The sequence below is a fragment of the Myxococcus sp. CA040A genome, from assembly GCF_013336725.1.
In the GTDB taxonomy this organism is placed as follows: domain Bacteria; phylum Myxococcota; class Myxococcia; order Myxococcales; family Myxococcaceae; genus Myxococcus; species Myxococcus llanfairpwllgwyngyllgogerychwyrndrobwllllantysiliogogogochensis.
The window spans coordinates 816,364-838,923 of record NZ_JABUMR010000001.1; the positions used below are offsets into that span (position 1 = coordinate 816,364).

Consider the following 22,560-nt stretch of genomic DNA (forward strand, 5'->3'; position numbering starts at 1 on the left):
GGGCCTCATGTTACTTCCGCCAGGCCCATGCCCAACCTTTCTCAATGGCGGGCCGCCCGGGGACGCCAGGCCCTCTACTCCGCCCTTCGACGTTTCTTCGTCGCCCAGGGGTATCTGGAGGTGGAGACGCCGTTGCTCATCCCCACGCCGGGAATGGAGCCGCACATCAACGCCTTCGAGGCGGGCTTCATCCCCGAGACGGACGTCGGCACCGCGCGCACCCTCTATCTGCACACCAGCCCCGAATACGCGATGAAGCGTCTGCTCGCCGACGGGGCCGGCCCTCTCTTCCAGCTGTGCAAGGTGTTCCGGAACGGCGAGGTCTCCGCCACGCACAATCCGGAATTCACGATGCTGGAGTTCTACCGGCCCCAGGCGGACTACCACGCCATCATGGCGGACCTGGAAGGCGCGCTTGCTGAAGCGGGGCGCTCCACCACGGAAGGCGAGCCCGGCGCCGACCCGGCCTTCTTCACGCGCACGCCCTACGAGCGCCTGACGGTGCGCGACGCCGTGTTCAAGGCGACGGGCGTGGACATCCGCGTGCACTCGGACGGGCCCTCGCTCAAGCGGGCCGCCGAGGCCGCTGGCGTGCGGACGGGCGACGCGGAGAGCTTCGATGACGTCTTCTTCCACCTCTTCCTGCAACGCGTGGAACTCGGGCTGGGCCACGAGCGGCCCACGTTCCTCATCGAGTACCCGGCGTCCATGGCGGCGCTCTCTCGCTTGAAGCCTGGGGACGCCTCGGTGGCGGAGCGGGTGGAGCTGTACGCGAAGGGCCTGGAGCTCGCGAACGGGTTTTCCGAGCTGACGGACGCAGCCGAGCAGCGGGCGAGGTTGCTCGAGGAACAGGACCTCAGGCGCAAGCTGGGGCGTTCCGTGTATCCTTTGGACGAACGGTTCCTTGACGCAGTAGGTCGAATGCCGCCCTCGGCGGGAATCGCCGTGGGGCTCGACAGAATCCTGATGCTGCTGCTCGGGGTCCAGCGCATCTCGGACGTGCTCCTGTTCCCCGCCCACGAGTTCGTGTGATTCGAGACATCGTCCGGACGGCGTTCGCGGGTGTTTCAGCAGTGGGCCTGACGGGGGTGTTCTCCTCGGTCATCTCCGCGTTGTCGGTGGGAGGCGCGCACCGGGAGGCGGACAAGGCCCTGAGGGTCTGGGCGCGGGGCGTGCTGGCGTCGGCGGGTGTGCGTCACGAGGCGGTGGGGCTGGAGCACATTCCCACGGAGGGCCACGTCGTCTTCGTGTGCAACCACCAGTCGCACTACGACGCGCCGCTGAACATGGCGTACGTGGAGACGCACACGCGCTTCGTGGCGAAGGCGGAGCTGTTCAAGATTCCGGTGTTCGGCGCGGCGCTGCGGCGGGCGGGCAACATCCCCGTGGCGCGCAGCGGCGGCAGTGAGGACCGGGCCCGGTTGGAGGAGGCGGTGACGGCGCTGCGCGAGCGGGTGAGCGTGCTCTTCTACGCCGAGGGCACTCGCAGCGAGGACGGACGGCTGCGGCCGTTCAAGAAGGGGGCCGCGACGCTCGCCATCCAGGCGGGCGTGCCGGTGGTGCCCATGGCGGTGTCGGGGACGCGGCTCATCCTTCCCAAGGGAGGACGGGCGGTGCAGTGGGGCCAGCGCGTGGCGCTGGTGGTGGGCAAGCCCATCCCCACGCAGGGCCTGACGATTGAAGACCGCGACGCGCTCACGGGCGAGCTGGAGGACGCGGTCGCGCAACTCTACTCCGAGGCGTGCAGGCGCTCGGGAGACGTACCCACATGAAGAAGTCAGCACCTCAGAAGTCGTTCGCGGCTCATCCCTGGCACGGCATCACCCCCGGGAACGAGTCTCCTGAAATCGTCACCGCCTATATCGAAATCGTCCCCACGGACGCGGTGAAGTACGAGCTGGACAAGGAGTCAGGCATCTTGAAGCTGGACCGGCCGCAGCGGTTCAGCAGCCAGTGCCCGACGCTGTACGGCTTCATTCCCCAGACGTACTGCGACGAGCTGGTGGCGAAGCGCTGCGCCGAGCGCACGGGCGTGAAGAACATCCAGGGCGATGGGGACCCCATCGACATCTGTGTGCTGACGGAGAAGGTCGTCAGCAATGGCAACCTCCTGGTGCGCGCGGTGCCCATCGGCGGCTTCCGGATGATCGACGGCAACGAGGCGGACGACAAAATCATCGCGGTGCTCGAGTCCGACCTGGTCTACGGAGAGCTGCAGCACATCGCCCAGCTCCCGCGTCCGCTGTTGGACCGTCTCAAGCACTACTTCCTCACCTACAAGCAGATTCCCGGTGAGGGAAAGCGCAGCGTCGAAATCGCGGAGGTCTACGACAGGCCGGAGGCGATGGAGGTCATCCGCCGCAGCATGAAGGACTACGACCGCGTCTACGGGCAGTCTCCCTCGACGCCGGTACGCAGCCGCACGCGTCGCCCCGCTCGGAAGTCTCGCGCGTCCTGAAGTCGAAGCCACGCGCGGAAGCGGGAGTGAGTCCCGCTCCGCGTCGTCGGGCCTCGCCGCTCAGGGCTGGTTCGGGTCCGTGCCGATGCCCTTGAACGGGTTGAAGGTGTACGTCGTGGAGAACTGCGACGCCGGGCTGAAGTAGTAGGCCGCGAGCTTCGCCGGATCATTCGCGATTTCGCCTCGGAGGATGGGGCCGTCGTTCTGGTCATCCCAGCCCCAGGGCGAGTTGGCGGAGTTCGAGCCGCAGTTGCCCGCGACGAGTCCGCAGCCGCCGCTGGTGTCTCCCCGGAACGTCCCATACGAGGAGAACAGCGTGGTGAGCTCCCGCCTCGGCCAGAGCCCCTCCGCGCCGTAGATGTCCACGAGCTTGTAGCGCACGTCGGAGTCCGTGGCGGACGAGGGCTGCTCGGCGAGCGAGAGGGACGGGAAGTACTTCACGCCGTCACCGACGATGTCGTACGCGGGCCACGCCTTGAGGCCATGGCCCTTGGCCTCCTGCGCGGTGATGGGGTGGAGTTGTCCCTCGAATGAGGCCAGCGACAGCGTGCCGTCGAGCGACTCCGAGCCCGAGCCGAGCGGACTGCCCGAGGGCACGAACGAGAAGAAGTCCTTGTGCGCCACCGTCACCGCGCCGACGAGCGCGCCGTACTCGCTGCCATCGCGCTGGATGACGAGCAGCACGCCCTCGCCGTCGTTCTCGTGCTCGGTGTCGAAGATGCTGTCGGACCAGTCTCGCGGGTGGAAGAACGTGTAGAGCAGGTACCAGTGCGTGCTCGTCTCCACCACGGACTGATACGCATGCGCGGAGAGCACGCGCGAGCCGGTGTTGTCCCAGTTGTTCGTCCCGCTCCAATCCCCGTCGAAGTCCACGCGGGTGAGGAAGTCGGACTTGCCGCTGAGCGAGTGCGAGCCCGTCACGTCCACGTCCTGGTAGTGGATGGGTGCCCACCGCTTCGTCAGGGCCGCGCGCGCCGCCGTGGAGCCCACGCCATCGAGCAGCGCCCGCCGCGCCTCTCCGAACGGGTCGTCTTCCGAAGAGCCCTCACCGCAGCCGGGCAGCAACGCGAAGGTCAACGCGACGACAGTGAGGACGAGGACATCGGAAACACGACGGAGGAGCGACGTCATGCGGGCCTGCCTTTCGGGAGGCGGACACTCCATGTCATCCAGGATGGGTTGTGAAGACTGTCTTTCGTGAAGAGCGCGTTAAGCCCGAGTGACCTGGTGGTTCCAGGGGGAGGTCCGTCGGGATGCGCATGAGTTCTTGGTGGGTGGTGCCGTCGATGTTGGGGCTGTCGTCGTTCGCTGGGGCGCAGGTGCCCCAGGCAGGGGTGTCCTCGTTACCCCTGGAGCGGCGGGCGAAGTCGTATGTCGATGAGGTGAGCTATTTTCAGACGGAGGCGGAGTTCCAGGCGTGGTTCGAGCTCCGCGCTCACCTGAGGCAGAACTTCGACGACATCTGTGGCGACACGTTCTGTGAGGGGGACTACGCGAACATCGAGTCCATCGTGTTTCGCTGTTCGGTGGAGACGCGGACGGGTGTCATCGGGCAGTGCCTCTGGGTGTTCGGTGGGAGCGCCGAGGACATCGATTCGCGCACGGGAGTCATCTCCACGCAGACGCGGACATGGGCCTGCAGGAGTCCGCTGGCGCGTAGAACGACGATGGCGAAGCTGCTGACGGCGCTCGCGGGGCCGGAGCCGCTCTACGCGACGTTGCCGGGGACGAGCACGACGCTCTACGACGGCCTGGTGGACTGCCTTTAGGTCGCGCTAGCGAAGCTCGACGAGGCGCACGCGCTTGTAGATGCGCTTGTCCAGGGGCAGGCGCGTGTCGATGAAGCCGAGCGCCTCGTCGAACTCGAAGGTGAAGGTGGGGATGGGCGGGCTGATGGAGATGATCAGCTCGAACTCCCAGAGGCTGACGATGCGCTCGCGGCTCCCCACGGCTTCGGCGGGCGGCGGTGGGAGTTTCTCCGCGGCGGAGCGCACGTCCTTCACCGCCTCCTGGTCCACTTGAGGCTGGTGACTGGGCTCCACGAGCAAGACGTCGAGCAGGCGTCCCTGGCGGTCCTGGACGACGCGGATGAGGGCTCGGCGCGTGGAGCGGAAGCCTTCGCGCATCTTCTCGCGCAGCTCGCTGCGCATGCGCAGGGCCGGGTCTCCCACCGTGCTGGTCGGGCGGCGCTTGTCATCCACGGGCTGGTTGTTCGCGACGAACGCGCCCGAGGAGCCGTAGTTGGCGGCGCGCTCGCTCCAGGCGCGGCCATAGGCGCGACTGCGCTCCATGCCCATGTCGAAGTAGCCCTGGAGGCCGTGCTCCTTCACGGAGCGGTCCGCGTCCCACAAGGCGACCAGCTTCTTGCCGAGCTGGCTGAAGTAGGGATGCACGAGCCCTCGGTCCACCTTGCCGCGCCCCACGCTCTCCGAGACGAGGTCCTCCACGAGCGCCTGGGGCGTGGGGGATTTGCGTGCGTCACGGATTCCCACGTCGGGCGCGGCCGTGGTGTCGCTCAGTCGCATCGGCGCCGCCTGGGTCCGAGCCGCCAGGAGCAGTCGCGAGCCGGAGGACTCCGAGAGTCGCGTGGAGTCCGCGGTCCGCGCCATGCTCTCCGGTGCGAGCGCGAAATCCGTGAGGGCGGTGGAAGAGGGCGCCGCCCGCGGAACATCGTTGGCGAGGAGCGGATTGGCGCGGGGGTTGTCGCTCACGGAGCCACGTGGCGCGTGTTCCCTCGCCAGGTCCATGGGCGGCGATGTATCGGCGAGTGCGTCGCTCGGCACGCGGGGCTCGCGTTCCGGTGCCTGCTGCGCGGCGGCGGACGTGTCGGTTCGCGGGCTGCTCCGCTCATTCTCTCGAGCGAAATCAGCGGGGGATGTATCGGTCCGCGGGCTGCTCGGCTCACTCTCTTGTGCACGCTCGGCGGTGGCGGCCGTATCGGCCAGTGGTGTGGTCGAGGCGTGGGGCGTGCTCTGTCGTGCTCGTTCCGTGGCGGCGGACATCTCTGTCGCCGAGTGGCTCGGTGGAGGAGGCCCACTCTCTTCGGCTCGCGGCGTGGAGTCGGGCGCATGGGGAAGCGTCTTGTCTCCACGTGGGCGCTCAGTGAGCGCCTGCTTGTGCGCGCTCGACGCATTCGGGGGACGTGCCTCGCTCTCCTGTGCCGGGTTCGCCACGGCCGACGAGGTCACCTCCACCTCCACCCATTCCAGCGCGGCGGGGCGGGGGAGGGCTGCCGGTGGCCGCGTGGCTGGAGGCATCCCGTCGACGGCCAGCCACAGCAGCCCGTGCACGGCCACACTGGCCGCGAGCGCGGGGAGCAGGCGTCGGGAGGGGGCCGGCGACATGGACTCTGCTTTTAATCGAGTCGACACGGCACGCCCGGGAAAGCGAGCCAGAAGGGTAGGAAACCCATCATGGCGCGCGTAGTCTCAAGAAACACCGGAGGAAGGCACCCAGGATGGCGACCTCGCTGCTCGCGACGGATGGCTACAAGTTCAGCATGGCGGAGGCCGGCTGGCCGTTGCGCCGGGAGACGTTCTATTACTCACACCGCAAGGGCGGTCTCCAGGTCATGCCCCTGGACCTGGCCGCCTACGTGCGCTCGCTCCTCCCCGAGCCGAAGCCCGAGGACTACGACTTTCTCGCGCGCTACGACTACGAGATGGGCGTGGGCTTCAAGGCCGCCATCCTCCGCAAGGAGAAGCTCTCCATCCGCGCCATTCCGCGCGGCACGCTCTTCTTCCCGCGTGAGCCCATCCTCACCCTCACCGGCCCCTCCGCCCTGGTCTCCTGGGTGGAGCCGCTGCTGCTCCAGCTCAACTTCCGCATCCAGGTCGCCACCCAGGCCCTGATGGACCGGGACGTGCTGGCCCGCGCGCTCGCCCGCGTCACCTGCGAGGAGCAGAAGACCATCGCCCTGGAGACGCTCGACGCGGTCGGCGTCAAGCCCGTGCCCATCACCGTGGACTCGGACGGGTATGCCCAGCGCGTGCGCGCCACCGTCCAGGAACTCGTTGACGTGGTGGAGGACCCCGCGCGCATCTTCGAGGTGGGCCTGCGCGCGGCGACCTGTCTGGGGCAGCACGACATCGCCCTGCGCGCCTGCAAGGACGTGGGCGTGACGCGCACCAGCAACGTGGAGGGCGCGCGCTCGCTGGGGATGATGCCGGTGGGCACCATGGGGCATGAACACATCCAGCGCTACGGCTCGGATGATGCCGCGTTCCGCGCCATGCGCGAGCGCCGCCCCCAGCGCTCCAGCTACCTGCTGGACACCTTCGACACGCTCACCTCGGGCATCCCCGCCGCCTTCCAGCTCATCCGCGAGGACCCGGGCTCCGGCGACTCCATCCGCTTCGACTCCGGCAACAAGAAGCTCCAGTACCTCTACGCCGTGACGCGCGCGCGCGACATGGGCATCAAGCCCGTCAACATCCTCGAGGATGGTCTGGACGCGGAGGCCACTCGCGAGTTCGAGGAGTTGCGGCGACAGGTGGGCTGGGATCCGAGCGCGCAGTTCTACGGCTACGGCGGACACATCGTCGCGCGCACCATGGACTGCCCCTTCACGCGCGACAGGGTGGCCGCCATCTACAAGCTGTCGCAGACGGGCCCCCAGCCGGTGATGAAGTTCGGCAACGAGCTGGCCGAGGGCAAGCAGAGCATCCCCGGCACTCCCGTCCTCTTCCGCCGTCGGCATGGCTCCGGCCCCATTGGCCTCGTGGGCCAGGAAGGCGAGCCGGTGCCGGAGGGCTACTTCCCGCTCATGGAGGCCGAGCCGGAGAAGCCGTCCCTGGTGGGCGCGCTGGAGGCGAGCGCGGAGCCCGCGAAGATTGCCCAGACTCCCGCCACGAAGGCGCTCGTCGAGGAGCTGACGCGGCGTCACTTCCCCAAGGGCCGCTGATACAGGCCCACCCCTGGAGGACCGCATGTCGCTGCCCATCCCCCGCTTCCACGAGGACGCTCGCTCGGGTCAGCTCTACCTGGAGCGCACCGCCGAGGTCGCCGACGAGGCCCGCCGCTATGTCGCCGAGCACGGCGTGCGCCCCGCGCGCGAGGACCGGGTGCGCATCGCCGCCTTCGGTATCGACGTGCAGGTGGCATTCTGCACCCCCGGCGCCAGCCTCTTCGTCCCCGGCGCCGTCGAGGACACCCAGCGCACGCTGCGCTGGCTCTACTCGCACCTCAACCGGGTGACGGAGCTGGTGTTCTCGCTCGACACCCATCGCATCTTTCAAATCTTCCATCCCGCCTGGTGGAAGGACGCGGAGGGACGGCACCCCGCGCCGATGACGCAGGTGTCCGTGGCGGATGTCCGCTCCGGCCGCTGGCGGGCCACGCGCTTTCCGGAAGAGAGCCTGGAGTACTGCGAGCGCCTGGAGGCGCAGGCGCGCTACGTGCTCACCATCTGGCCGTACCATGCGCTGCTCGGGGGACTGAGCCACGCGCTGGTGCCGGCGTTCTACGAGGCGAGCGTGTTCCATGCCCTGGCGCGGGACACGGCCACCCACTTCGAGCTGAAGGGCGAGCACCCGCTCACGGAGAACTACTCCGTGCTCATGCCCGAGGTGACGGAGGTGAAGGGGCAGCGTGTGGGCGAATTCAATACGCGCCTCTTCGAGCGGCTGATGACGTTTGATCGCCTCTACGTCTTCGGTCAGGCCAAGTCGCACTGCGTCCTGTCCACGCTGAGGGACCTCCGGGAGCACATCGAGCGGACGGACCGCTCGAAGATGGGGCGGGTCCACATCCTGGTGGACGCGATGAGCCCGGTGCCCGCGCCGCCGCTGGAGCCGCTTCCGCCCTCGCTGGACTTCCCACGACTGGCGGACGAGGCCATCGAGGAGCTGCGGCGGGCGGGGATGCGGGTGGTGCGCACCACGGAGCCGCTGGACGTTTGAGCCGGACTTCCGGCGTGGGGCGTGCGCCGGGATTCACTCGGTGTGGTAGAATTCCGCCTCCGTCCCCGGCCTGCCGTTGATGGCTTGCCGCTGGTGAAGGGGGAGTCATGTCACGACAGAGCTCACCGGCGTTCTCGCTGAAGGTCGGCCCCCATGGCCCGGACGGGTTGGGCGTGTCGGGTGTCTCCGGCTCCGAGGGCCTCAGCCGGCTGTACGACTTCCGTGTGGACTTCTTCACGGTGGACGCCGAGCCGCTCGAAGTGGCGGAGCTCGTGGGCCAGGACGCCCTGGTGACGTTCTCCGTGCGGGATTTCGCCGCCCGGCACGTTCACGGCTGGGTGCGCGAGGTGGAAGCCCTGGGGATGAAGACGGGGCGCAGGCGTTACCGGGCGCACGTGGTGCCGCGGTTGTGGCGACTGACGCAGGCCCACAAGAGCCGCATCTTCCAGGAGAAGACCGTCCCGGACATCCTCAAGGCGGTGCTGAAGGAGAACGGCATCGAGGTGCGCGCGGCCCTGTCCGCCGCCTATGCGCCGCGCGAGTACTGCGTGCAGTACCGCGAGACGGACTTCGCCTTCCTCAGTCGGCTGATGGAGTGGGAGGGCATCTTCTACTTCTTCGAGCACGCCGAGGACGGGCACACGCTGGTGCTGGGCGACAAGCCGAGCGCGCACGCGCCGCTGCCGCAGGGCAAGGCACTGCCCTTGCGTCCCAGTCTGGGCAAGGCGGTGGTGGAGGAGGAGTACCTCTCCGCGTTGGAAGTGGTGCACCGGCTGCGTCCGGGCGCCGTGCACCTGAAGGACTACGACTTCGAGAAGCCCGCGCTGGATGTCTCCGGAAAGACGGAGGCCGCGGAGGGCGTGACGGCGCTGGAGCTCTACGACTATCCCGCAGGCTACGTGACACCGGGCGTGGGCAAGTCCACGTCGAGCGTGCGCGTGGAGGAGGCCACGGTGGGAGGCCGGACGCTCGCGGGTGACAGCGTGGCGCCTCGGCTGACGCCGGGGTTCCTGCTGGAGGTGGAGCTGTCCGAGGAGGACGTCTTCGCGGGCGAGTACCTGGTCACCGACGTGGTGCACTCGGGCCTGCAGCCGGACGTCTCCGGGGGCAGCGAGTCGCTCCAGGGGCTCTATCGCAACCAGTTCCAGCTCCTGCCCAAGGCGGTGCCCTTCCGGCCGCGCCGCAAGACGCCGCCGCCGCGCATCGCGGGCCTGCAGACGGCCACGGTGGTGGGGCCCTCCGGCGAGGAGATACACACCGACGCGCATGGCCGCGTGAAGGTCCAGTTCCACTGGGACCGCGAGGGCAAGAGGGACGAGAAGGCCTCCTGCTGGGTGCGCGTGGGCCAGCCGTGGGGCGGTCCGGCCTGGGGCGACGTGTGGCTGCCGCGCATCGGTCAGGAGGTGGTGGTGCGCTTCCTGGAAGGCGACCCGGACCGACCGCTGGTGGCGGGCGCCGTCTACAACGGCTCCAACATGGCGCCGTACCCGCTGCCGGACGAGAAGACGAAGAGCACTCGCAAGAGCGCGTCGAGCCCGGGCAGCGACGGCTTCAACGAGGTGCGCGTCGAGGATTCGACGGGCGCGGAGGAGATCTTCACCCACGCGCAGAAGGACGAAGACCTGCTCACGGAGAACAACAAGGACCAGCAGGTCGGTGGGTACGAGTCGCTGCTGGTGAAGAAGGACCGCAAGCGCACGGTGGAGGGGTTCCAGTCGTTGCTGGTGAAGAAGCACGACGTGGCGGTGGTGGAGGGCAACCAGTCGCTGCTGGTGGAGAAGGACCGTGAGAGCACCACGCTCGGGAGCCACGACGAGGCGGTCGACGGCAACCAGGTGATGTCGGTGGGCGGCAACCTCTTCGTGGACGTCTCCAAGGCTTCATCGGAGATGGTGGGCGCGGCGAAGGCCACCACGATTGGCGGAGCGCTGGCGGTGTCCGTCGCGCTGGCCTTGAACGAGGCGACCGGAGGTGTGAAGTCGCTTCAGGTCGGTGCCGCGCACTTCGAGAACGTCATGGGTCACCGCAGCGAGACGGTGGCGGAGAAGACGGAGCGGAAGGTCGGCACCGACTGGAAGACCGAGGTGAAGGGCGGCGCCACGGTGACGGTGGGCAAGGACCTGAAGGAAGAGGTGAAGGGCCTGTTCCAGATTGCCGTCAAGGAGGAGACGACCTTGATGGCCAAGACGTACTCGCTCAAGTCCGACAAGCTCTCCGTCATCGTCAACGGGAACCTGGCGTTGCAGGTGGAGAAGTCCGGCAACGTGAAGCTCTACGCCAAGACGCTCACGCTGGATGGCTCCGAGGTGAAGTTCAAGGGCGCCAAGGTGAAGATGGAGGCGGCGGGTTCGGCGAAGAGCGAGTCCATCAGCCTCAAGGAGATTGGAAAGCTGCCGCCGGCCGAGTCGGGCTCGATGAAAATCAAGATGAAGAGCCGGAGCGGCGGGTCCGTGGAGGGGCGCGAGTTCGAGCTCAAGCTGCCGGATGGCAGTGTCCGCAAGGGCACGCTGGACGGGCAGGGCGGCGCGAAGCTCGACAAGCTGCCGGAAGGTGAGTCCGTGCTGTCGTTCCCGAAACCGCAGGGCTGATTCGCTGGAAGGACCCAACTCGCAATGAGCACACGGCACAAGGTCAAGCAGGGGGAGTGGCTCTCGAAGATTGCTCGGCAGTATGGGTTCGCCAAGTGGCAGGAACTCTGGGACCACCCGGACAACGCGCCCCTGCGCGCGAAGCGGACGAATCCGTTCTGCCTCCAGGTGGATGACGAGGTGGTCATCCCGGAGCTGCCGGGACTCAAGGTCTCCGCGGGCTCCAGCTACAGCTTGCAGGGTGGAGACCCGCCGGACCGCATCCGGCTGGGCATGCGACGGGCGAACGCGCCGCTGGGGCTCAAGCGCTACGAGCTGAAGCTGGGCGAGAAGCTGCTGAAGGGGACGCTCACCTTCCAGGGGCTCCTGGACCAGCCGCTGCCACCGGAAGCGACGGAGGCCACGCTCAAGGTCTGGACCTCCGAGGAGCCCGAGCTGTCGTGTGAGTGGCAGTTGAAGCTGGGCCACCTGGACCCGCTGGATGCGCTCAGTGGCGTGCAGGCGCGACTGGCGAACCTGGGTTGGTACAACGGCCCCATCAACAACGAGCTGACGGAGGACACCCGCACGGCGCTGGCCAGCTTCCAGTTGGCGCTGCTCCTGACTCCCACGGGTGAGCTGAGCAAGGAGACGCTCGAGAGCCTCGCGGACCGGCACGAGCAGAACGGAGGCACGGAGGTCCTGCCGCCGTCCTTCGGGTCGGACGATGACGAGGAGGAAGTCGAGGAGGGTGGAGGCTCACCAGGTGGTGAGTCGTCGGCGGGAGCGGGAGCACCTCCGCCCCCTGCGACGGGTTCGGCGAGTGCGAGTCCGCAAGGTGGTGGTTCGAGCACGGGTGGCTCGGCGAGCGGTACTGGCACGGGTGGCTCGGGCACGACGACGGGCGCGACCGCGCAGAGCGGCACGGGCACGGGTGGCTCGGGCACGACGACGGGCGCGACCGCGCAGAGCGGCACGGGCACGGGTGGCTCGGGCACGACGACGGGCGCGACCGCGCAGAGCGGTACTGGCACGGGTGGCTCGGGCACGACGACCGCCGCGACGGGGCAGACTGGCGGAGGGACCGCGACGGGCGGCGTGGCGACGGGTGGCACGGCTGCCGCCGCCACCGCACAGCAGAGCGCCACTGCCGTGGACACGCACCGCTACGGCGGCTTCGTTCTCCAGCGCAGAGACCGTGACGACCAGCACCGCTGGGGTGGCGCGGTGCAGCCTGTCGCCCAGGGCAACAACGGCGCTCCCACCCTGGTCGCTCCCGGTACTGGCACCGTGGGCAATGCCCTCACCGCGCCCACGCACGTGCTCCGGCTCCAGCGTGACCTGCGCGAGTTGGGCTTCCTCATCGGTGGCACTCCGGACGGCGCCTTCGGACTGGGCACCGACTGGGCCGTGCGCGAGTTCCAGATCTACTCGAAGATGGAGAACGTCGCGCAGGAGGACACCGCCAACACCAGCACCAACTACGTGGAGCGGCTGTCCCAGGTGGCCAACACCCAGATCTACCAGGGCGCGGTCAGCGGCATCGTCAACGACGACACCGAGCAGCGCATCCGTCACTGGCTCACCAATCGTTGGCGCTGCCCCGTCATCGTCCGAGCGATGAACGTGGCGAACGGCAACCCCACCACGGTCTTCCAGGACAACCTCTGGCGGCACGACGACTGCGCCAACACGGCGCCGCGCATCTACGTGCGCGACTTCACCGGCTACTACACGCTGCCCACCGGCCGGAACGAGGACGACCTGCGCGTGCTGGGCACGTACACCACCTATCCCAGCTACGGCGGGCCGGTGAGCATGCCCACCCGACACACGTGGGCGACCTCGGAGTTGCTGCCGTCCAACCTGGTGGGCGTCGCCAACTACAACTCGATGACGGCCTCCCAGCGCTCCACCTACAAAGTGGTCCGCGCCGCCGCCGAGCAGGAGAACCTGGGGTACTTCGACTCGCTCAACGCCTACGACAACGCCTTCATCTCACTGGGGCCGTGTCACTGGACGCTGGGCATCCTCTTCGCCGGCAGCGCCGAGCCCTCCGAGGGTGAGCTGTGCGGCTTCCTCGCCTACCTGCGCTCCAGCAACCAGGCCGCCTTCGAGGAGGCCATCGAGTTCTTCGGCCTGCGCATCGACGAGGACTGGGACGCGGGGGCCGGCAACGGCGCCACGCTCTACAGCAGCAGTGGCAAGAAGTACTCGGGTTGGCCCGCGCAGCAGCGCGACGACGCGACCTGGGCGCGGATGGACGAGACGGAATCGGCGGGCAACTACTACAAGACGTATCACTGGTACTACCGCTTCCAGATGGCGGGACGGACCATCGAAGGATTCCAGCGCGCCATGTGGAACGCGGCCCGCATCCGCCTGCGAGACATCCGCGACACGCCCTGGGGCACGGGTGTGGCCAACGTGGGCACCGGCGCCAACGCGCGTGCTCCGACCGTCGGGGACGTGGCGACGTCCGAGAAGCTCATGGGCATCCTGCTGCGCTGGCACATCTTCCGTCCCGGCCATGTCGCGGCGCAGAACTCCGCGGGGCAGCGGCTGCGCAATGCCTTCACCGCCGCGAAGCAGGCGAACCCCACGCTCAATTGGACCCAAGCCCCCAACCTCTGGACCAACGCGCACGAGACGGCGCTCATCACCCACATTCTCGCGGAAGCCTCCAGCGTGAATGACTCGGTGGACAACGTGGCGAACTGGCCGGGCTGGCTGGGGGGCACGGTGCAGACGACGAATCCGCGCAACTACCAGCTCGCGCTGCCCGCGGGCACCACGCTGTTGTCGACGCGCAACTCGTTCAACTTCGACGTGCCTTGAGTCGCCGGGAGGCGGAGTCGCCCGTCAGGGCTTCTCCGTCTCCGTGGATGCGTCCTGGTAGGTGTCGCCCTGGAAGCGCATCGTCACGCGCTTCGTCGTGGGCGCATCGAGCGTGCCGCCCTTTTCCCGGTGCACCACGTCGCGCCAGCCCTGGGTGCGGGTGTCCAGCGGCTTGAGCTCCAGCGTGTACTCGGGGCCCCAGACGGGGGCGTACCGGTCTCCGCTGCAGTGGACGTAGAGGGCCTGCACGGTGGCGCCATCGCTCCCGGCGTCCGTGGGGAAGACGACGTAGAGGTCCTGCTGGCCACGGCCGTCCAGGTCCACTTCCGCCGCGCGCAGGGCCTTTCCATGGCCAGGGTCCGGCTCCACCTGAAGGGCAGGGCGCGTGCCCTTGCCCACCGTGGTGATGCGGAAGGTCTCATCGCGTGCGCAGGGACCCGATGCGGACGCCGTGGGAGCGGGGCTGCCCGCGCCTGGGGCTGTCGCGGGCGGTGTCGTGGACGCGGGGCTTGGGTTGCCTCCCGTGCCCGGAGCCGTGGTGTTGCCAGTGCTCGCGTTGCCTTTTGTGCCAGTGGCCGGCGTGACTCCGGAGTTCGAGCTTCCGCCCGTGCCCTGCGCCGTCGTGGAGGGAGATGCACTCGTGCCTGGCGCATGGGCCGTGCCGCCAGTTCCCTGACCCATCACCGGAGAATCCGCACGGGAGGGCAAAGCAACTGCTTCTCGAGCCTGGGGCGCGGGGGACGCCGAGGCGGTGCGGAGCGAGCCCTCGGTGCAGGCGGACGCAAGGCATGCTGCGGTAGCGGCGAGCAGGACGTGGCGCATGGCCGTGAAGTGTACCGCTCCCTCCCGTGCGTGTGCAGGCGCGCGCGCCCCATCCCCTTGCCGAGCGCCTCGCGGGCAAGCCCCCTGCGCCACAGGACAGGTCTCCTTGTGCGGCGGCCTACATCCCGGGCGAGGCCGAGACTGTCAGCGACCGGACTTGAGTCGCGCCACCGTCCACCGCGCCACGGCTTCACGGAGCACGTCCGCCGCCGAGGCCCCGGGACGCGCCTGGGTGCTCAGGTCCACCACCGTGTGGAACAAGTCCAACTCCAGCCCCTCATCGCGCTGCACCGAGCCAGCGAACAGCTCCACCGGCGTGCCGTGCTCTCGCGCCAGTCGCGCCAGCCCACCAGGCCCCTTGCCCAGGGACGTCTGCCGGTCGAAGCGGCCCTCGCCCGTGAGCACCACCTCCGCGAGCAACACGCGCCGCTCCAGCCCCAGCGCGCGCGACACCAACTCATACCCGGGCACCAGTCGCGCACCCGCGAGCGCCGTCAGTCCGAAACCGAAGCCGCCAGCGGCGCCCGCACCGGGCCAACCCGCCGCCGTGTCGCCCACCACCCGCGCGAAGTGCGCCAGCGCCGCTTCCAGCGCCTCGACCACCTCCGCGTCCGCGCCCTTCTGCGGACTGAACAGGTGCGCGGCGCCATCCGCCCCGAGCAGCGGCGACGTGACATCCGTGGCACCCATCAACTCCACCTGCCCGAGCCGGGGATGACGCTCCGTCGCATCCACCCGAGCCAGCGCCGCCAGCGCGCCTCCACCCGGCGGCAGCGGGTTGCCGTGCACGTCCAGGAAGCGATAGCCCAACGCCGTCAACGCGCCCGTGCCGCCGTCTGTTGTGGCGCTGCCACCCAGGCCGACGATGAGCCGCTCGCAGCCCGCGTCCAGCGCGGCGCGCATCAGCTCGCCCGTGCCATACGTGGAGGCCCGTCGCGCGTTGCTCGGAGTGGGCTCCATCCGCGTCAGCCCGGACGCCGCCGCCATCTCCACCACCGCGGTGCGGCCATCCTCCAGCAAGGCCCAGTGGGCCTCCACCTGCTGACCCAACGGACCATGCACATGGCACACGCGGCGCTCGCCCCGCGTGCCCGACAGCAGCGCGTCCACCGTGCCAGGGCCACCATCCGCGAGCGGGGCGACATCCAGCACCACCTCGGGCGAGATTTCCCGCACGCCCTTGGCCATGGCCTCGGCGGCTTCCGCGGCCGTGAGGGTGCCCTTGAACTCCTGCGGTGCCACGAGCCAGCGAGGAGAAATCACGGCAGCGACTCCCGACTTTTCATCGGGTGGCTTCGATGACCTGTCGCTCCCTGCATCCGACTTCTCCGCAAGCCCACGCCTCCGCATCCGATTGACGCTGCAATCATTGCCCCGTCAGCGGACGAGTTCACCCTGATACATGCGCTCCTGTTATCAAAACTCCCGAATTGCAACGTTGCCTTGACTCCAAGAGCCGGATTCATCGCAGACCGGGTGCGGGCGCGGTACAGACAGACCCGTCAGGGTGTCTGTCGCGACGCCGCCGAGGCGATTGCCTCCGCGTGCCATTCGAGCAGGGGACGCGGCGCTTTCAGCGTGGCATCCCGGCTCTGGGACACGCGCTCCAGGCGCTCGAGCAGCACGCCCACGGTCTCCGCGGGTTGGCGTGCGGGGCCGCGAATGCGCTCGCAGAAGAACGTGCGGCAGCCGAACGGACGGTCCGCGTACACGGTGCAGCGCTTGCCCGCCGCATCCAGGTAGGGGCACCCGCCGTCCGCGCGGGGTGGGGGCAGGGGACGGCCCTTCGTCAGGAGTTCCCACTCGGGCAGCCACAGCCAGGGCTGGCGGCCCGTCGTGGCCAACTGGCAGCACTCGCCGCTGGCGGAACACGAGAAGGGGACGTAGGCGGCGTCCGCTTGACGGTAGATGGTGCGCACTTCCTTCAGTGCGCGCTCCTTCTCGCGAGTGCCCCCTGGCGCGCGCGAGTCCTCGTCTTCATCCCAGTCCCGGGTCCGCATGGTCAGCGCCGTTGTCTCATGCCACCGGAGCGCGGGTCGATGCGGGGGGCCTCACAGGGCGCGCAGCACGTAACACTTCAGGTAGCGGGTTTCCCGCAGGTTGAGCAGCACGGGGTGGTCCTTGCCGGCGCCACGTCGCTCGATGATCTGCATGCGGCGGCGCGCATCCGCGGCGGCGGAGGCGAGCATGTCCTCGAACGCCTGCTCGTCCACGTGGTACGTGCAGCTCGCGGTGATGAGGATGCCGCCGGGCCGCAACAGCTGCATGGCGCGGAGGTTGATTTCCTTGTAGCCGCGCACCGCGGCGGCGATGGCGTCCTTGTTCTTCGCGAAGGACGGCGGGTCCAGGACGATGGTGTCGAACTTGCGACCCTCGTCCACGGCGTCGCGCAGGAAGTCGAAGGCGTTGGCCACCACGACGTTCAGGTTGGAGAGCTTGTTGGCGGCGGCGTTGTCGCGCAGCTGGGCGGCCGCCAGCTCCGAAATCTCCACCGCCGTGACGCTCTGGGCGCGCGTGGCGAGCTGGAGGGCGAAGCCTCCCACATACGAGAAGCAGTCCAGCGCCTCGCCATGGGCGTACTGCGCGGCGACGACGTGGTTCTCCCGCTGGTCCAGGAACGCGCCCGTCTTCTGGCCCTCGAGCAGGTCCGCGCGCACGCGCACCAAACCCTCGTCGAAGGAGACGGGGCCGGGCGCCTCGCCGCGCAGCATGCCCTTCTCCGGCGTCAGGCCCTCCAGGTGACGCACGCTCACGTCCGAGCGGTTGACGATGCCTTTGGGCTGGAACTGCTCCTGCAGCAGGTCCGCGATGAGCGCCTTGCGCTGCTCCACGGCGGGCACCAGGAACTGGACGCTGAGGTAGTCGCCGTAGCGGTCCACCACGAGGCCCGGAATCCCGTCCGCCTCGCCGTGCATCAGCCGGTACGTCGTCTCGCCCGGGAGCGCGCGGGTGCGCAGGGCCTGCGCGGCCAACAGGCGCTGACGGAAGAAATCGTCGTCCACGGCCACGTCGTCGAAGCTGAGCCAGCGCAGGGAGATCTTCGACTGGCGCGAATAGAACGCCTTGCCGATGAACCAGCCGCGCCCGTCCACCACGCGCACCACCTCGCCGCCGACGAGGCCCGGGTCACCGTTGAGGTCCGCGCGATAAATCCACGGGTGCCCTGCCTGCCAGCGGTCCACGCCCCGGCGCACCAGGGAGACCTGGGGCAGCCCGTCCGGGCCAATCTCGGGGGAGGTCCGGTCCGGGGCGACCTTTTCGGGACGGTGGTGGGGGCGGCCACGGCCCGAACCGTGAGGCGGGGAGGAGGGCCTGCCACCGCGATGGGGGCCAGAAGGGGGCTTGGATGAGGTGGGCATGGCGATTCGCGGCGTATACTCGCAACCCGCGTGAGATACGAGTTGCTCCTACAGACGATGACGCCGGGCATGCCCTACGAGGCGGCGCGGGTGGATGGCCTCCTCTCGCAGAAGCGGGTGACCGTCCGTCCGGACGGCAACCGCCTCTGGCATTTCCAGCACGGCGACGTGGAGGTGGGAGTGCTGCGCGAAGGGGGCCGGGTGGTGGCCACCGAGCTGCGAATCCCCCTCGCCGAGCGCTCGGACCTGGTGCGCGAGGTGGTGGCCGAGGCCGCCCAACTGGCCTCCAAGGCTGGCGCCCGGCTCGTGGACCCCCAATTGGGCCGCTCTCTGGTGGCCTCCGACGAGGGCGTGGTGGCGGACCAGTACATGCGCACGGTGCGCTACGCGGGCGGCGCCTCCGGGATGTCGTCCGAGACGATGGGCGCCTCCTCCTCGTACACGCCGCTGACGACGGAAGGGCCGAGGGGCTTCCAGCCGGGCGCGAAGTTCTTCCTCATCGCCATTGGCGCCTTCTTCTTCCTCTACCTGCTCGTGGACTCGATGCTGTCGGGTCTCGGCGGGCGCTAGGTCCTCCGGGCGGGCATGAAGGCGCCTGCTTGCCCGCAGGGTTGTCCGGCACGAGGGAGCGCTCGGCGTTAGGTTGTGGGCGTGTTCAAGTACTTCCTGCTCGCGCTCATCGTTCCCTTCGTGGAGCTGTACCTCCTGGTCGTCATTGGCCGTGAGGTGGGTTTCCTTCCGACGCTCGGCGTGGTGCTGCTGACGGGTGTGGTGGGCTCGTGGCTCGCCCGTCGCGAGGGCGGCAGGGTGATGCGCCGCTGGCGAGACGCCCTGGCCCGGGGGCAGGTCCCCGAGGAGGGGTTGTTCAGCGGCGCGCTGGTCATGCTCGGCGGCGTGCTGCTGGTGATTCCCGGTGTCCTCACCGACGTGGTGGGCCTGTCGCTGCTCTTGCCGCCCGTGCGGAGGTTCGTGACGGCGCGCCTTCGCCGTGCCGTGGAGCGACGCATGCGCGACGGCTCGCTGCGCGTCACCACCCTCGGAGGCGTGGGCTTTCCGGGGCCATTCCCGGGCGAGCCTTCCCCCCGCGCTCCGTTCCCCGAGTCGTGGACGGACGACGCGGCGAGCCCGTCCGCGCGAATGCGCTCCGGGGCTTCGCGGTCCGAGGTCGACGCGGAGTTCACCGAGGACGAGCCGCGACACTGAGCCGCGCGGCTCGGGGCCTCAGCCTCGCGGACTCATCCGGGCGCTGCTGAGATTGGCCTTCAGCGTGGTGGAGCCCGAGCGCCAGGGGCGGGCCTGGTCCGTCAGCCAGCGGCCGAGCCGGGCCACACCCGCGCAGACCAGCAGCAGGCCGAGTCCCACGCCCAACGCGGCGGGAATCCCCAGCGTGGGGCCCACGCGGCTGGCGAGTCCCGCGATGTCCGCCCAGCCGTACACCACCGGCAGGTGCAGGACATAGAGCCACAGTGACAGCCTGCCCAGGGGCGCCAGCAGCCCGCTGAGTCGAACGGGGGCCAGGTTCACCACCCCCAGCACCATGAGCCCCTGGCCCACGCGGTAGGCCACCATCCACGCGCTCGCGGGGCCCCAGTCGGCCACCGTGAGCTGGGTGAGTCCGAGCACCCCCGCGCCCAACGCCAGCAGCGCCAGGCCCTGGGGCCAGCCCGGCTTCAACAGATGAAGCGCATAGGCTGCGAAGGCCCCCGCGAAGAAGAAGCCCGCCCAGGGGAAGAAGGGGAAGCGGCTGCCCTCGCCACTGCCCAGGAACTGTTGGACCGGCGCGGGCAGCCCCACGCCCAGCCGCCACATCGTCGCGCTCGCCAGCGGGACGGCCACGGCCAGGGTGAACAGGACGAGCGGACGGCCTCCTCGCGCGGGCACGAGCGCGAGGAGCACGGAGCCCACGAGCAGCGCGAAGCCGATGCACTGGAGCGCATCGAAGGCGAAGACGCGCGACAGCATCGCGTCCGACCAGCCCATGTCATGCACCGCCGGCCAGCCGGGCCAGTGCAGGACGTAGCCGAGGAACAACAGCAACAGCGACCGACGGACGCGACGACCGAGCGAGTCGCGCGCGGCATTGGGCTTGGTTCCCAGTGCCGCGACCACGGCCCATCCACTCACGAGGAGGAAGAGGGGCGCGGTGATTCCGCGAAAGCTCCAGTAGTGCTGCACCCAGGGATTCAGGCGAGCTTCGGGCGAGAGCAGCGCGTCCAGCGTATGTCCCAGCACCATGGCGAGGACCGCTAGCCCGCGCGCCCCGTCGAGCCCGGGGTGCCGGTTCGATTGCTGCTGGAAGGTGAACGAGGGGCCGAGTCGTTTCACGCGACCCGGAGCATAGGACGACCCAAGGGCCGCGTCTCGAAAAGGCACGGCTTGACGCAGTCTCTGCCACCCTCCGGGCGAGCCACCTGGACGGTCCGTGGGGTGCTACATGCCTGGGCATGCGGACCCTTTCCAAGCGCCTGGTTGCCCCGCTGCTGCTGTTGTCCACCACGACTCCCGCGCGGGCCGCGTCAGGAGATGACTGGCTGGGCTCCGACAAGCCGAAGCACTTCGCGGCGTGCTTCGTCCTGGCGGGTGTGGGTTATGGCGCGGGCGCGCTTCTCTTCGAGCCGCCCGAGGCGCGCTTGTGGACGGGCGCCGGGCTCGCGCTCGGGGTCGGCGTGGGCAAGGAACTGTACGACCTGGGGCGTGGGACGCGCTTCTCGCTCAAGGACCTGGCGTGGGACGCGGCGGGGACGGCGACGGGTCTGGGCGTGGCGTGGCTGGTTGACCGGCTCGTCTTCGGTCCACCGTCGGGTGTGGACGCGGCGGCGACGCTACGACGGGATGTTCCGCTCGTCGTGCTCGTCCCCGGAGGACGTGGCGTCGGCCCGGGTCGACAGGAGGTCTTCGTCTGGACGCGCGCGCGCTTCGATGAGTCGCAGCAGCTTCTCGCGCTCCATGAGCGGCTCCACCGTCATCAAGGCACTGCCTTGTCGCGCGCCTCCTCCGGTGACGAGCACGGTGACCTGTCCTCGGGGGCACTGCCGCAAGCAGCCGGTGGGCATGACCCGGACGGAGTCGGAGAGCCCTCGCTCGCTCAGCGAGCGCTGGAGCCAGCGCGGCAGCTCGATGCCACTCGACCTGGCGCCGCCGCGCATCAGGCACTTGCGACAGACGAGCACCTCGATGTCCTCGGGCGTCTCGTCCGTCTCCCCAGCGCGTTCATCCCGCATCCATCCTCCTCGTCGTCTTCGGAGCCGGGCACTTCCGCCGCGCGTCATGGCGCGGATGCGCCGCTGCGGAATGACCTGGTCCAGAGGAGGAGGTAGCCGCGCCTCCGCGGCCGCGCAGCCCGGACCCGCATGTCCGTGGAGCGAGGCGGCGAGGGGGCGACCGCTGACGGCGGGGCTGATGGACGCTGAAAGAGGGCGTGGGGTGCGTCATCAAGACGCGGGCGCCACGCGGGAGGTGGACTGGTAGCGTGCCGCCCTGTCCACGCCCCTGGAGTGCCTCATGTCGCGCAATCGGTTCCTGACGCTGCTCACGTTGACCTCGCTCGGCGCGGGTGGGCTGACGGCGTGCGAGCGGAAGCAGGAGGTCGCAGCGCCCGTGCCGGTGGTGGCGCAGGCCGCTCCGAAGCCGAAGGGCCCCAAGCCGATGACGCCCGAGCAGCTCGCGCACTTCTTCCGCCCGCTTCCTCCGGCGAAGGATGCGAAGCCCGCGCCCAAGGACACCGAGGCGCAGGTGATGCTGGGCCGCATGCTCTTCTTCGAGCCGCGCCTGTCGAAGAACCACGACGTCTCCTGCAACACGTGCCACGGCCTGGACACCTACGGCGTGGACAACAAGGCGCTGTCGGACGGGCACAAAGGGCAGAAGGGCACGCGCAACTCGCCCACCGTCTACAACGCGGCGGGCCACATCGCGCAGTTCTGGGATGGGCGGGCGGACACGCTGGAGGCGCAGGCGTCCGGCCCCATCCTGAACCCGGTGGAGATGGCCATGCCGGACGAGCGGCGCGTGGTGGCCACGCTGTCGTCCATTCCCGAGTACGTCACGCGCTTCCGCGACGCGTTTCCCGGGGAGAAGCGGCCGGTGTCACTGACGAACGCCGCGCGCGCCATCGCCGCCTTCGAGCGGGGGCTCACCACGACCTCGCGCTTCGACCGCTTCCTCGCGGGCGAACATGCCGCGCTGACCGAACCGGAGCTGCGCGGCCTCCAGCTCTTTGTCGTCACGGGCTGCACCACGTGCCACAACGGCCCGGCGGTGGGGGGCCTGTCGTTCCAGAAGCTGGGGCTGCTGGAGGACTACCCGGGCCTGACGGACGCGGGCCGGTTCGACGCGACCAAGAACGAGGATGACCGGGGCAAGTTCCGGGTGCCCACGCTGCGTGACGTCGAGCGGACGGGACCGTACCTGCATGACGGCAGCGTGAAGGACCTGCCGACGATGGTGCGACTGATGGCGAAGCACCAGCTGGCGCGGACGCTGACGGACGGGGAGGTGGAGGACCTGGTGGCCTTCCTCACGAGCCTCACGGGGGCGCTGCCGCCCCGAGAGCGCATCGCCGCGCCGCCGCTTCCCCCCAGCACGAAGAAGACGCCCGAGGCAGATCCGTCTTGAAA

The 22,560-nt window shown here is 69.3% G+C and carries 19 protein-coding genes; 12 read left to right on the forward strand and 7 right to left on the reverse strand.

Annotated elements, in window-relative coordinates; translation table 11 throughout:
* The first annotated feature begins 27 nt into the window (after window positions 1-27).
* From epmA to HUA75_RS03405, 3 genes are read left to right on the forward strand one after another with little or no spacing between them, the layout of a single operon-like run.
* Complete coding sequence (epmA, locus tag HUA75_RS03395; RefSeq protein ID WP_174485508.1) at window positions 28-1,032, forward strand: EF-P lysine aminoacylase EpmA; 1,005 nt, start codon at window positions 28-30, stop codon at window positions 1,030-1,032.
* Window positions 1,029-1,772, forward strand: coding sequence for a 1-acyl-sn-glycerol-3-phosphate acyltransferase (locus HUA75_RS03400; RefSeq protein ID WP_141645496.1), 744 nt, complete (start codon window positions 1,029-1,031; stop codon window positions 1,770-1,772). The genes epmA and HUA75_RS03400 overlap by 4 nt, the downstream gene beginning before the upstream one ends.
* Entirely contained in the window at window positions 1,769-2,458 is a 690-nt protein-coding gene (locus tag HUA75_RS03405) for an inorganic pyrophosphatase (protein WP_141645495.1), read from the forward strand. Before HUA75_RS03400 ends, HUA75_RS03405 begins: the two co-directional genes overlap by 4 nt.
* A gap of 60 nt (window positions 2,459-2,518) precedes the next feature.
* Here HUA75_RS03405 and HUA75_RS03410 read toward each other — a convergent pair whose 3' ends face one another.
* Complete coding sequence (locus HUA75_RS03410) at window positions 2,519-3,589, reverse strand: hypothetical protein (protein WP_174485509.1); 1,071 nt, start codon at window positions 3,587-3,589, stop codon at window positions 2,519-2,521.
* A gap of 122 nt (window positions 3,590-3,711) precedes the next feature.
* Here HUA75_RS03410 and HUA75_RS03415 point away from each other — a divergent pair, with 122 nt between their 5' ends.
* Window positions 3,712-4,227 carry a hypothetical protein gene (locus HUA75_RS03415; protein ID WP_174485510.1) on the forward strand — a complete coding sequence of 172 codons (516 nt, stop codon included), beginning with the start codon at window positions 3,712-3,714 and terminating at the stop codon, window positions 4,225-4,227.
* Between the two features lie 6 nt (window positions 4,228-4,233).
* Here the strand turns inward: HUA75_RS03415 and HUA75_RS03420 are convergent, their stop codons facing one another.
* Window positions 4,234-5,169, reverse strand: coding sequence for a TonB C-terminal domain-containing protein (locus tag HUA75_RS03420; RefSeq protein WP_371746047.1), 936 nt, complete (start codon window positions 5,167-5,169; stop codon window positions 4,234-4,236).
* Window positions 5,170-5,915: 746 nt separating this feature from the next.
* Here HUA75_RS03420 and HUA75_RS03425 point away from each other — a divergent pair.
* The 4 genes from HUA75_RS03425 (at window position 5,916) to HUA75_RS03440 (ending at window position 13,763) form a co-directional block, all read left to right on the forward strand.
* On the forward strand, window positions 5,916-7,361 hold the full coding sequence (locus tag HUA75_RS03425) for a nicotinate phosphoribosyltransferase (protein WP_141645492.1): 1,446 nt from the start codon (window positions 5,916-5,918) through the stop codon (window positions 7,359-7,361).
* Between the two features lie 25 nt (window positions 7,362-7,386).
* Entirely contained in the window at window positions 7,387-8,358 is a 972-nt protein-coding gene (locus HUA75_RS03430) for a nicotinamidase (protein ID WP_141645491.1), read from the forward strand.
* A 107-nt stretch (window positions 8,359-8,465) separates the two neighbouring features.
* A complete protein-coding gene (gene tssI, locus HUA75_RS03435) occupies window positions 8,466-10,946 on the forward strand; it encodes a type VI secretion system tip protein VgrG (protein ID WP_141645490.1) in 2,481 nt (826 codons plus the stop codon).
* Window positions 10,947-10,970: 24 nt separating this feature from the next.
* Window positions 10,971-13,763, forward strand: a complete 2,793-nt coding sequence (locus tag HUA75_RS03440; protein ID WP_174485511.1) for a peptidoglycan-binding protein — start codon at window positions 10,971-10,973, stop codon at window positions 13,761-13,763.
* Window positions 13,764-13,787: 24 nt separating this feature from the next.
* Here HUA75_RS03440 and HUA75_RS03445 read toward each other — a convergent pair whose 3' ends face one another.
* The 4 genes from HUA75_RS03445 to HUA75_RS03460 all read right to left on the reverse strand — a co-directional run bounded on the left by HUA75_RS03445 (window position 13,788) and on the right by HUA75_RS03460 (window position 17,944).
* Window positions 13,788-14,444, reverse strand: a complete 657-nt coding sequence (locus HUA75_RS03445; RefSeq protein WP_174485512.1) for a hypothetical protein — start codon at window positions 14,442-14,444, stop codon at window positions 13,788-13,790.
* Between the two features lie 285 nt (window positions 14,445-14,729).
* A complete protein-coding gene (locus HUA75_RS03450; RefSeq protein WP_174485513.1) occupies window positions 14,730-15,848 on the reverse strand; it encodes a glycerate kinase in 1,119 nt (372 codons plus the stop codon).
* 239 nt (window positions 15,849-16,087) lie between these two features.
* A complete protein-coding gene (locus HUA75_RS03455) occupies window positions 16,088-16,585 on the reverse strand; it encodes a YkgJ family cysteine cluster protein (protein ID WP_141645486.1) in 498 nt (165 codons plus the stop codon).
* 51 nt (window positions 16,586-16,636) lie between these two features.
* Complete coding sequence (locus HUA75_RS03460) at window positions 16,637-17,944, reverse strand: class I SAM-dependent rRNA methyltransferase (RefSeq protein ID WP_174461468.1); 1,308 nt, start codon at window positions 17,942-17,944, stop codon at window positions 16,637-16,639.
* Between the two features lie 30 nt (window positions 17,945-17,974).
* Between HUA75_RS03460 and HUA75_RS03465 the strand changes: the two genes are divergently transcribed.
* Window positions 17,975-18,514, forward strand: a complete 540-nt coding sequence (locus HUA75_RS03465) for a hypothetical protein (protein ID WP_141648065.1) — start codon at window positions 17,975-17,977, stop codon at window positions 18,512-18,514.
* A gap of 81 nt (window positions 18,515-18,595) precedes the next feature.
* Complete coding sequence (locus HUA75_RS03470; RefSeq protein ID WP_174485514.1) at window positions 18,596-19,147, forward strand: FxsA family protein; 552 nt, start codon at window positions 18,596-18,598, stop codon at window positions 19,145-19,147.
* 18 nt (window positions 19,148-19,165) lie between these two features.
* Here HUA75_RS03470 and HUA75_RS03475 read toward each other — a convergent pair whose 3' ends face one another.
* Complete coding sequence (locus HUA75_RS03475) at window positions 19,166-20,317, reverse strand: acyltransferase (RefSeq protein ID WP_141648063.1); 1,152 nt, start codon at window positions 20,315-20,317, stop codon at window positions 19,166-19,168.
* A gap of 71 nt (window positions 20,318-20,388) precedes the next feature.
* On the opposite strand from HUA75_RS03475, the gene HUA75_RS03480 reads away from it, so the two are divergent.
* Together HUA75_RS03480 and HUA75_RS03485 are read left to right on the forward strand one after the other, a co-directional pair.
* Window positions 20,389-21,261 (forward strand): YfiM family protein, encoded by an 873-nt coding sequence (locus tag HUA75_RS03480; RefSeq protein ID WP_174485515.1) that lies wholly within the window; start codon window positions 20,389-20,391, stop codon window positions 21,259-21,261.
* A 184-nt stretch (window positions 21,262-21,445) separates the two neighbouring features.
* Complete coding sequence (locus tag HUA75_RS03485) at window positions 21,446-22,558, forward strand: cytochrome-c peroxidase (RefSeq protein WP_174485516.1); 1,113 nt, start codon at window positions 21,446-21,448, stop codon at window positions 22,556-22,558.
* Window positions 22,559-22,560 lie beyond the last annotated feature (2 nt).